Source organism: Achromobacter pestifer, from assembly GCF_013267355.1.
GTDB classification, from domain to species: domain Bacteria; phylum Pseudomonadota; class Gammaproteobacteria; order Burkholderiales; family Burkholderiaceae_B; genus Achromobacter; species Achromobacter pestifer_A.
Window position 1 is genome coordinate 1,057,455 of the sequence record NZ_CP053985.1, and the last position, 12,347, is coordinate 1,069,801.

Annotated in this window: 8 protein-coding genes; 2 read left to right on the forward strand and 6 right to left on the reverse strand. The window is 65.9% G+C overall.

Annotated elements, in window-relative coordinates:
* Positions 1 to 30: 30 nt before the first annotated feature.
* From FOC84_RS05300 to ispD, 3 genes are all read right to left on the reverse strand, one after another.
* On the reverse strand, positions 31 to 2,103 hold the full coding sequence (locus FOC84_RS05300; protein WP_173143498.1) for a DUF4344 domain-containing metallopeptidase: 2,073 nt from the start codon (positions 2,101 to 2,103) through the stop codon (positions 31 to 33).
* A gap of 145 nt (positions 2,104 to 2,248) precedes the next feature.
* Positions 2,249 to 2,740 carry a 2-C-methyl-D-erythritol 2,4-cyclodiphosphate synthase gene (gene ispF / locus FOC84_RS05305; protein WP_173143499.1) on the reverse strand — a complete coding sequence of 164 codons (492 nt, stop codon included), beginning with the start codon at positions 2,738 to 2,740 and terminating at the stop codon, positions 2,249 to 2,251.
* Positions 2,737 to 3,420: a 2-C-methyl-D-erythritol 4-phosphate cytidylyltransferase gene (gene ispD / locus FOC84_RS05310; protein WP_173143500.1), complete on the reverse strand. Its 684-nt coding sequence runs from the start codon at positions 3,418 to 3,420 to the stop codon at positions 2,737 to 2,739. The genes ispF and ispD overlap by 4 nt, the downstream gene beginning before the upstream one ends.
* 29 nt (positions 3,421 to 3,449) lie before the next feature.
* On the opposite strand from ispD, the gene mfd reads away from it, so the two are divergent.
* Both mfd and serB read left to right on the forward strand, forming a co-directional pair.
* Entirely contained in the window at positions 3,450 to 6,932 is a 3,483-nt protein-coding gene (gene mfd / locus FOC84_RS05315; protein WP_173143501.1) for a transcription-repair coupling factor, read from the forward strand.
* 22 nt (positions 6,933 to 6,954) lie between these two features.
* The gene (gene serB / locus FOC84_RS05320) at positions 6,955 to 7,812 is read left to right on the forward strand and encodes a phosphoserine phosphatase SerB (protein ID WP_173143502.1); all 858 of its coding nucleotides are present in this window, start codon (positions 6,955 to 6,957) and stop codon (positions 7,810 to 7,812) included.
* Positions 7,813 to 7,901: 89 nt separating this feature from the next.
* Here the strand turns inward: serB and FOC84_RS05325 are convergent, their stop codons facing one another.
* The 3 genes from FOC84_RS05325 to nuoN form a co-directional block, all read right to left on the reverse strand.
* Positions 7,902 to 10,178, reverse strand: coding sequence for a TonB-dependent receptor (locus tag FOC84_RS05325; protein ID WP_173143503.1), 2,277 nt, complete (start codon positions 10,176 to 10,178; stop codon positions 7,902 to 7,904).
* A gap of 332 nt (positions 10,179 to 10,510) precedes the next feature.
* Entirely contained in the window at positions 10,511 to 10,840 is a 330-nt protein-coding gene (locus FOC84_RS05330; RefSeq protein ID WP_173143504.1) for a DUF2818 family protein, read from the reverse strand.
* Positions 10,841 to 10,855: 15 nt separating this feature from the next.
* Positions 10,856 to 12,340, reverse strand: coding sequence for an NADH-quinone oxidoreductase subunit NuoN (nuoN, locus tag FOC84_RS05335; protein WP_173143505.1), 1,485 nt, complete (start codon positions 12,338 to 12,340; stop codon positions 10,856 to 10,858).
* Positions 12,341 to 12,347 lie beyond the last annotated feature (7 nt).

Sequence of the window (12,347 nt, forward strand, 5' to 3'; positions counted from 1 at the left end):
CGGGTTTTTTCATGCAGGGCCGTCGATCGCTTATTTCTTCGGCATGCTCGACGTGGTGGGCAGGCCGTTCGCGGCCCAGGCCTCGACGCCGCCGCGGTACCAGTACACGGTCCAGCCCAGCGTGCCGGCGCGCAGCGCCGCGTTGTAGGCAGAACGATCGTTCATGCCAGCGCCCAGGATCACGACGGGCGCCTTGCGATCGCCGCCGTTGTTCTTCAACAGCCAGGCGTCGAAGCCTTGTTGCAGGTGATCCGTGACGCTGCCGTCCGAACCCGCATCCGCCAGCGGATAGCCGATGGGCACCGTGTCGCGCAGCCCGCTGGTGTCGACGATCAGGAGATTCTTGTCTTTCTTGATCATCCCGACCAGATCGGCGGTCGTGATAACCTGGGCGCGGTAGATCTTGTTGGGTGTCGGCCCCTTGTACGGCGCGGTGAACAGCATGGTCGTGGCCGGCACGCCAAAGTCCTTCAGCTCGTCGATGGCGCTGGCGGGCATGCCCTGCCCGGGAGCCGGTTGCTGCCGCGGCGCGGTCGAGCCCGGCGCCGCGCCTCCCTGCGCGGCGACCTCGCCGCCGACGGTTCCCATCTCGATGTCGGAAACCATCACCGCGATGTTCTCGATCAGCTCGTAGCACATGGTGATCGAACCTTCGCGCGGGCTGTACCAGGCGTTCAGTTGGCCGCAGTCCTTGAACACCACGTTCACCGGACGAGGCAACACGTAGGTTTGCCCCAACAGCTTGATGTTGTTCGTGATCGCTTCGGAAAGATTGTTCGCAAACAGGTTGCCAATCTTGCGCTTGGACGGCTGGAAGACCACGTTCACCGATGCGCCAGGCGCATTCGCCGGCTGCAAACCCTCGGGCGTCCAGGTGCCCACGCGGGTGTGAGGCCCCAGGATCTTGCGCCAGGCGCGGTTCTGCTTATTGAATTCATCCGCGCACCGCGCCCGGGTCCTGTCTTCGAGCCCGACATGCTTGGCGATGGACTCGAACACGGCGGGATTGCCGCCGTACATGATGCACAGCATGTTGCGAAACCGCTTCAGGTCGCCAGTGTGTTCATCCTGCCAGGCCGAAGAGGCCTCTGCCCCCCTGCGCTCGGCCAGCTTGCCGCTGTAATACCACTGCAGGGCGGCGTACTTGGCCGCGTCCTGCGCCATGATGTTCACGTCCTTGTTGTCCGACGGATACATGGTCGGCTCGACGATCTGCAGCGCCGCGTAGATGTCGACCGCATCCTCTTCCGCTCCCGTCGACGGCAGCTCCAGTTCACCGATCAGGGCGTGCCCGAACTCGTGCATGAAAATGCTGCGCATGATGCCGATGTACACCGACACGATGCGCATGGTGTCGCCGCCGAAGCGCGGATACGGACCTTCTCCCGGCAAGGCCGGGCCGCCGCTACCGGCAGCCTGCCCCGCTGCCGGCGCCTGCGCTTGAGGCTTCTGTGCCGCGCCCCCGCCGCCGCGCGCGGGCAGCCCGCTGGGCGCCGGCGCGGCGCCGGATGGGCCAGTCATCGTGATCTTGAAGTCGGCGATGCCGAACGTGCCTACGCCGTAGGCCATGATGCCAAGCTCGGCGCCCGTGGCGGGCTCGTTGCTGACGTCGCCGATCTGCTGGCCGTTCACGATGAAGCGAGCTGCGCCAGGCAACTCGACCACCCTGATACGGTCCGAACCGTCCAGCTTCGCCACGTTGGGAAGCGTAGCGATGTCGCGGCGGTTCTTGCCTTCAAGACAGAACAGCAGCGTGTTCTTGTCTGCCGTGAGTTCAAGCAGGCACAGACTATTGTTCGCCCGATTGCTCAGGGAAACACCGATGGAGGCCTTCGGATTCGGAGATTTGACGACCACATTGACGTCGGTCACGCGGCCCGAGTCCGGCGCCGGGCCCACGTTCATGTACAGAGTCTGTTCGCTATCAGCCTTCGCGGCGTTGTGCAGGGTGAACCATCCATCCTGCACGCCTGCCGTCCAGCCCTCCAGCATCTGCTGCTTGACTGCGCCGGCCAGCGGACCGAGCTGCTGCTCGTACTGCGCGTGCGCGGGCAGACTCACCGCGCCGAGGACAAAAACCAGGGCGATGCCACGTAAATGCATCCGAATGTCTCAGTAGTCGAAATGAAGTAGCGCAGAATATGCCAGATCAATTCGACCCGCTTATTCATTTGTTAAAGATGTATCCAAACTAAATGAACAGCGGAAAAACGCATCCGGTCGTGAGGCCGCCGAGCCCTCCCGCGACCTACGAAGGCGCGCGCGCCAACAAGGCCACCACCGTCGCCGCAATGCCTTCCTTGCGGCCCAGGTAGCCCAGGCCTTCGTTGGTCTTGGCCTTGATGTTGACCTCGGTCTCGGCCAGCCCGGTATCGGCGGCGATGTTCTTCACCATGGCCGGCGCATGCGGGCCGATCTTGGGCGCCTGCGCGTGCAGCGTGGCATCGATGTTCACCGGCGCCCAACCGGCGGCGCGCACCCGTGCCATGGCCGCGCGCAGCAGCACGCGGCTGTCGGCGCCCTTGAAGGCCGGGTCGGTATCCGGAAAGTGCCGGCCGATGTCGCCCAGGCCGGCGGCGCCCAGCAGTGCGTCGGTAATCGCGTGCAGCAGCACGTCCGCGTCCGAATGCCCCAGCAGGCCATGAGTGTGGGGGATCGTGACGCCGCCGATGATCAGCGGGCGGCCCTCGACCAGCGCATGCACGTCGAAACCTTGGCCGACGCGGAAAGGAATACTCATAGCCATTTTTCCATCAGTTCAAAATCATCCGGCCATGTCACCTTGAAATTGCGCATGGCGCCGGGCACCAGCAGCGGCGCATAGCCGGCCGCCTCGATGGCCGAAGCCTCGTCGGTGACGGCCGCGCCGTTCACGGAGGCCGCCGTCAGCGCGTCGCGCAGCACGCCGGCCCGGAACATCTGCGGGGTCTGCGCCAGCCACAGGCCGTTGCGGTTCAGCGTGCGCTCCACGCGCTCATGGCCGCCCTTGACAGTGTCCGCCACGGGCAGCGCCAACAGGCCGCCCACGGGATCCGCCAGGCAGGCGTCGATCAACCGGCCCAGCGCCGCCGCCGGCAGCCCGGGACGCGCGGCGTCGTGCACCAGCACCCAGGTGTCGTCGGCCACGCCGCTGTCGGCCAGCGCGCCGGCCACGGTATCCGCACGCGTCGCGCCGCCGCAGGCGCGCCACACGGTGCGCGGCAGGCCGGCCAGCGCGGCGTCCACCCAGCCGTCGCCCGGGGTCACGGCCACGCGCACCTGCGAGATGCGCTCGTCGGCCAGCAGCGCGCATACCGCGTGGCGCAGCATGGGCTGTCCGGAGAGTGGACGATATTGCTTGGGCACGGTTTCATGCCCGGGCCGGCTGGCGCGGGCGCCTACGCCCGCAGCGGGCACGATTGCAATGAGGGAGGCAGACATGGTGCGGTGATTTTATAATCTTCCGCTTGATGCCTGCTCCCAGTCTGATGCCAGCCCCCTCCGCCCCCGCCACATTCGCGCCTCCCGTGCCCGCCACGGCCCCCACCCTGTCCGCGCTGAAGGCCGGCGCGCGCTATGCCCAACCGCGTCCGCCGGGGTCCGGCGACGCCTGGTTGCTGGCGGATCTGGCGCGGCAGGCTTCTGCGCCGCTGGTCATCCTGACGGCCGAGCCCGTCGAGGCTCAGCGTCTGGCCGAGGAGATCCAGCTGTTCGCCCCGGACCTGCGGGTGCGCCAGCTGCCCGACTGGGAAACGCTGCCCTACGACGCCTTCTCGCCGCATCAGGACCTGATTTCGGAACGCCTGCACACGCTGCATTCGCTGATGACCAAGTCAGTGGACGTGCTGACGGTGCCGGTCACCACCGCGCTGTACCGGCTGGCGCCGCCCTCGTTCCTGGCGGCCTACACCTTTTCCTTCAAGCAGAAGGACAAGCTCAACGAAGCCGCGCTGCGCGCCCAGCTGACCCTGGCCAACTACAACCACGTCACCCAGGTGACGGCGCCGGGCGAGTTCTGCCTGCGCGGCGGCCTGATCGACCTGTTCCCCATGGGTTCGGTGGTGCCCTACCGCCTGGACCTGTTCGACGACGAAATCGAGACCATCCGCAGCTTCGACGTGGACACGCAGCGCAGCCTGTACCCGGTGCGCGAAGTGCAGCTGCTGCCCGGCCGCGAATTCCCGATGGACGAAGACGCGCGCAACCGCTTCCGGGCGCGCTTCCGTGAAGTCTTCGAAGGCGACCCTTCCCGCGCGCTGCCCTACAAGGACATCGGCAACGGCATTCCGTTTGCCGGCGTCGAATACTACCTGCCGCTCTTCTTCGAGGAAACGGCGACGCTGTTCGACTACCTGACGCAAGGCACGGTCACCGTCACGGTGGGCGACATCGACGACGCCATCCAGCGCTTCAACCAGGACACGTCCAGCCGCTACGGCTTCCTGAAGAGCGACCGTGAACGGCCGGTGCTGCCTCCGTCGGAACTGTTCCTGGACAACGAGACGCTCTACGCCCGGTTGAAGGACTTCCGCCGGCTGTCGCTCACCGCCGGCCAGCCGCATCCCGACTTCCGCGCAGCTCCCGACGTAAGCGTGGCCCGGCGCGCCGAGGATCCCATCGCCAAGCTGCGCGCGCTGGTGCAGGCAGGCCAGACCCGCGTGCTGCTGTGCGCCGACTCCGCCGGCCGGCGCGAGACCCTGGTGCAGATGCTGAATGAATTCGGCGTCACGCCGGACGCGCAGCCCGACACCATCGAGGCTTTCCTGGCGTCGGAGGCCCATTTCGGCATCGTCGCGGCGCCGCTTTCCACCGGTTTCGGGCTGCCCCAGGCCAATCTGGCCTTCCTCACCGAAAACGACCTGTACCCCGGGCTGGCCACCACCGGCCGCCGCGGCAAGCGCGACCAGGAACGCGCCAGCAACGTCGAAGCCATGGTGCGCGACCTGTCCGAGCTGCGCGCCGGCGACCCCGTCGTGCATGCGCAGCACGGCATCGGCCGCTACCACGGCCTGGTCAACATGGACATGGGCGAAGGCGGGATGGAATTCCTCCATCTCGAATACGCCAACGGCAGCACGCTGTACGTGCCGGTGTCGCAGCTGCATGTGATCGCCCGCTACAGCGGCGCCGATCCGGAGGCCGCCCCCCTGCATCAGCTGGGTTCCGGACAATGGGACAAGGCGCGCCGCAAGGCCGCCCGCCAGGTCCGAGATACCGCCGCCGAGCTGTTGGCCCTGTATGCCCAGCGCGCGGCGCGCGAGGGTTTCGCCTTCAACCTGCCGCTCAACGACTACCAGGCCTTCGCCGAAGGCTTCGGCTTCGAGGAAACGGTCGACCAGGCAGCCGCCATCGAGGCCGTCATCGCCGACATGACCTCCGGCCGGCCCATGGACCGCCTGGTCTGCGGCGACGTGGGCTTCGGCAAGACCGAGGTCGCCCTGCGCGCCGCCTTCCTGGCCGTGGCCAACGGCAAGCAGGTCGCCCTGCTCTGCCCCACCACGCTGCTGGCCGAGCAGCACGCGCAGACCTTCTCCGACCGCTTCGCCGATTGGCCCGTGAAAGTGGTGGAACTGTCCCGTTTCCGCTCTGCCAAGGAAGTCGCCGCCGCCGTCGAAGGCATCAACGACGGCCGCGTCGACATCGTCATCGGCACCCACAAGATCCTGTCCAAGGACGTGCAGTTCAAGCGGCTGGGCCTGGTCATCATCGACGAGGAACACCGCTTCGGCGTGCGCCAGAAGGAAACGCTGAAGGCGCTGCGCGCCGAGGTCGACGTGCTGACGCTGACGGCCACGCCGATCCCGCGCACGCTGGGCATGTCGCTGGAAGGCATACGCGACTTCTCCGTCATCGCCACCGCGCCGCAGAAGCGCCTGGCCATCAAGACCTTCGTGCGGCGCGAGGATGGCAGCACTCTGCGCGAAGCGCTCTTGCGCGAACTCAAGCGCGGCGGCCAGTGCTATTTCCTGCACAACGAGGTCGAGACCATCCACAACCGCCGCGCCCGCCTGGAAGAGCTGGTGCCCGAGGCCCGCATCGCCGTGGCCCACGGCCAGATGCCCGAGCGCGAGCTGGAACAGGTCATGAAGGGCTTCTACCAGCAGCGCTACAACGTGCTGTTGTGCACCACCATCATCGAGACGGGCATCGACGTACCCAGCGCCAACACCATCGTGATCCACCGGGCCGACCGCTTCGGGCTGGCCCAGTTGCACCAGCTGCGCGGCCGGGTCGGGCGCTCGCACCACCAGGCCTACGCCTACCTGCTGACGCCCGGCGAAGACGCCATCACCAACAACGCCAAGAAGCGCCTGGAAGCCATCCAGGCCATGGAAGAGCTCGGCTCCGGCTTCTACCTGGCCATGCACGACCTGGAGATCCGGGGTACCGGCGAGGTGCTGGGCGATTCGCAGTCCGGCAATATTCAGGAGGTGGGCTTCTCGATGTACAACGAGATGCTCAACGAGGCGGTGCGCGCGCTGCGCGCCGGCGAAGAGCCCGACCTGGACGCCCCCTTCAACCTGGCCTGTGAAGTCAACCTGCACGCCCCGGCGCTGCTGCCGTCCGACTATTGCGCCGACGTCCACGCCCGCCTGGGCATCTACAAGCGCCTGGCGCACGCCGCGGACGAAGACGACCTGATCCACATCCAGGAAGAACTGATCGACCGCTTCGGCAAGCTGCCGGAGGCCGCCCAGACGCTGCTCGCCACGCATCGCCTGCGCCTGGCCGCCCAGCCCCTGGGCATCGTCAAGATCGACGCCAGCGAAACCCAGGCGCTGCTGCAATTCGGCCCCAAGACCTCGGTCGACCCGGCCAAGATCATCGAACTGGTGCAGCGCCAGCGCCACATCAAACTGGCGGGACAGGATAAATTGCGGGTTGAGATCAAGGCCGCGCAGATCCCGGCCCGCGCCGACGCCGTGCGCGCCGTGCTGCGCGCTCTGAAGTAACCGTCAAACCACACTGATTTTTATGACTACCCATCACCTTGTCATCCAATCCCCCGGCCTGACCGTGGAACACGCGGAACAGCTGGCAGCCCTGGCCCAGGCGCAAGGCGTGGCGCGCATCAGCGCCACCGCCGCCCGCCTGCTCGACGTGCAGCACGACGCCGCCACCCGCGCCGAAGTCGTGGGCTGGGCCGAGCGCCATGGCGTCGACACCGCCTTCCTGCCCGCCGGCCTGAAGCTGTCGGAGTGCAAGGTGCTGGCGATGGACATGGATTCCACGCTGATCAACATCGAATGCATCGACGAGATCGCTGGCGTGGCGGGCCTGAAGGACAAGGTCTCCGAAATCACCGAGGCCGCCATGCGCGGCGAAATCAAGGATTTCTCCGAAAGCCTGCGGCGCCGCGTCGCCCTGCTCGAAGGCGTGCCCGCCGACGCGCTGGAACAGGTCTACACGGACAAGCTGCGCCTGAATCCCGGCGCCGAACGCCTGATCTCCACGGCCCAGGCCGCCGGCATCAAGGTGCTGCTGGTCTCCGGCGGCTTCACCTTCTTCACGGAACGCCTGCGCCAGCGCCTGAACCTGGACAGCGCGCATGCCAACACCCTGGAAATCGCCAACGGCGTGCTGACCGGCAAGGTCATCGGTGACATCCTCGACGCCGACGCCAAGGAAGCCCACCTGCGCGAGTTCGCCCGCCAGCACGGCGCCGCCCAGGAGCAGATCATCGCCATGGGCGACGGCGCCAACGACCTGAAGATGCTGGGCATCGCCGGCTTCCCGGTCGCCTACCACGCCAAGCCGCTGGTGCGTCAGCAGACGCGCTACGCGCTCAACGTGTCGGGGCTGGACGGGGTGTTGAACTGGTTCGAAAGCTGATCGCGCCACAGCCGGCGCCTGTGCCAGAGCCCGGCTCCCGGGCATGAAAAAAGCCACCTCGCGGTGGCTTTCTTCATTGCATCAGAATATCAGTACCGCACGCGCAGCGAGAGCAGCGCCGCCCGGCCCGTGCCCAGCGCCGCGTAGTGCGCCGCATAGGCCTTGGTGTAGTACGTTTCGTCGAAAATGTTCAGCACGTTCAACTGAGCCGACATGTGGTCGTTGAATTCGTAGGCGGCCATGGCGTCGAAGCGCCAGTAGGAAGGCACCCAGCGCGCCTTGGGCGTGCCGTCGGCGTTCTTGGTCGCGTCCGAATTGCCGTACACCTTGTCCACGTAGTAGGCGCCGCCGCCGACCGTCAGCTTGGGCAGCACCTTGTAGGTGGTCCACAGGCTGAAGGCGTTGCGCGGGGTGTTGGGCAGGTCCTGGCCCACGGCGCCGCTGTTGTAGGCGCCCTTGGTCATTTCGCTGTCCATGAAGGTGTAGCCGCCGAACACGTTCCACTTGGGCGTGATGCTGCCCGAGAAGCCCAGTTCGATGCCGCGCACCTTGGCTTCGCCGACTTGCGCGGTCTCGGTGGCCGAAACGGCGACGCTGGTGTTCTTGCGGATGTCCTGGAAGGCGGCCGCCGACAGCGTCAGGCGGTCATCGAACACCTGCCACTTCGTGCCCAGTTCCACCGTGCGGCTCTTTTCCGGCTCGAGCGACTGGCTCGTGACCGACACGGCGTCGCTGATCGCGCTGGAGGCGATGGCCGACGGCGTGGAAGAGGTGCCGTAGGTGGCGTAAATGGTGCCGTTCGGCGCCGGCTTGTAGGCCACGCCGACCTGGTAGTTGAAGAGATTGTCCTCGCGGCTGGTGCTGTAGAACGCCGGGGTGCTGGCCGGGTCGTTGCGGCCCTTGGCGATGTTGCTGCCGCTGGTGCGGTAGTTGTCCCAGCGCAGGCCCAGGCTGGCTTGCCATTGCTCGTTGAACTTGATCGTGTCGAAGCCGTAGAGCGCGACCGTATCCGTGTTGTAGCGCGCCGGATTGTTGTTGCGCTGCAGATGGCCAGGATAGTAGGTGCCCGGATCCGGATCCCACAGCGATGCGCAAAGGGCCGGATTGGCGTAGGTGTTCTTGCCGTTGGCCGTGCCGGTCACGCAGCCGCTGGTGCCGGCGGGAACGCCCGACTCGGTGTAGCTGTCCTTGTCCTGCTTGATGTTGCTGTACTCGAAGCCCAGGTCGAACGAGTGCTTCAGGCTGCCGGTATCGAATTCGCCCGTCAGGTTGGTCTGGTTCGCGAAGCTCTTGGTGACGTAGTAGCCCGACTTGAGCGCGCGGTACACCAGGCCATTCGGGATATTGCCCTTGCTGTCGTCAGGATTGGTCGCAGCGAAATCGGTCGTTCCGCGGCCATAGCGCGTCACGTTGCGCAGCTGCAGCTTGTCCGAGAAATCGTGCTGGAAGTCCACGGTCGCGACATCGTCGCGGGTCTTCATGAAATCGCGGCCCTTCAAGCCATAGAAGCTCTTGCGGCTCACGCCCATGGTCTCCGTCACCGGCTGGCCCGTCTTCGGGTCATACGGGATGGAGTAATCCGGCATGCTGTCGTCTTGGTAGTGGTAGTAGCTCAGCGTGATGCGCGTCGGCGTGCCCACGCCCAAGGTCAGCGAGGGCGCCACGCCCCAGCGCTCGAAGTCCACCGCGTCGTCGCGGCCGGGCGCGTCGCCCTTGTTGCCCATGACGTTCAGGCGGAACGCGGCCTTGTCGGCCAGGCGCCAGTTGCTGTCGATCGTCGCGCGGTAGTTGCTGTCCGTGCCGATCTGCGCCGTGGCTTCGGTGAAGTCGGTGGCCTTGGGCGTCTTGCTGACCATGTTGATACTGCCGCCCGCGCCGCCGCGGCCCGAATAGACCGAGTCGGGGCCCTTGATGACTTCGACCTGTTCCAGGTTGAAGGTATCGCGCACCTGCGTGCTGGAATCGCGTATGCCGTCCAGGAAAATGCTGCCGGCCGAGTTCTGGCCGCGGATGATGGGCAAGTCGCCGCCCGGGCGGCCGCCTTCGCCCGCGCCGAACGTGATGCCGGGCGAGTTGCGCAGCACATCCTGCAGCGTCGACGCGGCCTGATCCTGGATCACCTGCTTCGGCACGACTTGCACCGTGCGCGGGGTGTCCAGCAGGGGCGCCGTGAACTTGGGCGACTGCGCCGTAGAGGTCTGGTACGACGACCCCTCACCCTCCACGCGCACGGGCGCAAGTTGCGTCACGCCCGAATCCGCGGATTGGGCGGCGGCGTACGGGCTGATGAACAGCGCGGGGGCCGCGATCGCGGCGGCCAGGGAGGTCGTGAGCGTATTCAGCGAATACGTATCTTGGGGCTTCAAACCAGCTTCTCCGAATGTGAATAGCAACGATTCTTGTTTTTCTACCGGTTGCGATTGTGAACTCGAGGGCTGAACGGAACCTGAAAAATGGCTTTTCACTCACATAAAGGGAAAAAAAACAACACTCAATACTTATAGGGACATACCGAACTTCCGCGCGGCGCGGCAAGCCGCTCCAGGGTGCACTTCCGCACCGACCGCCACGCCCCGGAATGCCCCCGGAGACGCCGGCAAGGCCGCCTGGGACGCTGGATCGCATGGGGGAAAGCATTCCCATGTCGGCAAAAAAAAACGCCCCACAGGGCGTTTTTCATGGATGAACCGGGCTGCCTTCAGGCACGCAGCCGGGGGTGCCGCTTGAACAGATACCGGTACACGAACCCCGGATAAGCCAGCACCAGGTACAGGCTCAGGGTGATCGCGTAGAACTCCCAAGTCTGGGAAAAGCGGTTGCCCAGCGTGGATTCGAACGCGAAACCGAGCGCACCGACGATGCCGTAGAACACCAGCACTTCGATCAGGCGCATCCAGAACGGCTTGACTGCCGCCACCCCGCCCTGCTTCCAGGGCATGACGGCGAACACCCGTTCCGTCAGAAACGGGAGATTCGCGCTGACCAGGGCCAGCGCGATCAGCAGCCATACCGCCAGAGTCTGGTTCATGGCCCCGTTTTCCGCTTACAGGCTGAGCGAGCTGCGGATGGCCTGCACGCACAGCGCCATCAGGCCACCCGGCAAGATGCCCAGGATCAGGATCAGCGCGCCGTTGACCGACAGCACGCCGCGCTGGCCGCAGGTGGCAACCATCGGCGCGGCATCGGCGGCCGGTTCGTCGAAGTACACGACCTTGACCACGCGCAGGTAGTAGAACGCGCCGATCAGCGAGAACATCACCGCGATCACGGCCAGGGTCACGTGGCCGGCGCTGATCAGCGCCTGCAGCACGGCCAGCTTGGCGTAGAAGCCCACCAGCGGCGGGATGCCCGCCAGCGAGAACATCAGCAGCAGCACGATGGCGGCATGCCACGGGCTGCGGCGGTTCAGGCCCTTCAGGTCGTCGATGTGCTCGCACTCGAAGCCTTGGCGCGACAGCAGCAGCACGATGCCGAAGCTGGCCAGCGTGGTCAGCACGTAGGTCAGCATGTAGAACAGCGAGGCGCCGTAGGCGGCCGACGACAGTTCCGGCTTGCCCGCAACCGAGCCCGACATCAGGCCCAGCAGCACGAAGCCCATGTGCGAGATGGTCGAGTAGGCCAGCATGCGCTTGAAGTTGGTCTGCGCAATGGCGGTCAGGTTGCCGATGGCCAGCGACAGCACCGCCAGGATCATCAGCATCGGCTGCCAGTCGGCGGCCAGGCCATGCAGGCCATCGACCAGCAAGCGCAGCGTGATGGCGAAGGCGGCCAGCTTGGGCGCGGCGCCCAGGATCAGGGTCACGGCCGTGGGCGCCCCCTGATAGACGTCGGGAACCCACATGTGGAACGGCACGGCGCCAAGCTTGAACGCCAGGCCCGACACCAGGAACACGATGCCGAACACCAGGGCCAGCTTCTCGGCCTTGCCCGCGGCGATGACCTTGGATACCTCAGCCAGATCCAGGTGCCCGGTGGCGCCGTAGATCATGGACATGCCATACAGCAGGAAGCCCGAGGCCAGCGCGCCCAGCACGAAGTACTTCATGGCGGCTTCGGTGGCCACGACGTTGTCGCGGCGCAGCGCGATCAAGGCGTACAGCGCCAGCGACATCAGCTCCAGGCCCAGGTAGATCGAGATCAGGTTCCCGGAGGAGATCATGACCATCTGGCCCAGCAATGCGAACAGCGTCAGGACGTAGAGCTCGCCGCCACGCATCATGTCGCGCACTTGCGCGTAGACGCGGCCGTACACCAGGGTCGCGGCGACCGCGATGTAGGACGCGATCTTGAGCAGATGCGACAGTTCGTCGGTGACGTACAGGCCGTTGAAGGTCGAGCCGGCGACGCCGTTCTTCCATTGCAGGGCCGACACCACGGTCAGCACGCCCAATGCAAGCATGGTCAGCAGAAACGTCGGCTTGCGCTCGGGGTGATTGCTGACCGCGTCGACGAGCAGGATAGCCAGGCCGAAAACCAGCAGAAGGATTTCCGGTGTCGCCAGGGCGAAATCGATTTGGGATTGCATCATTGTCTTG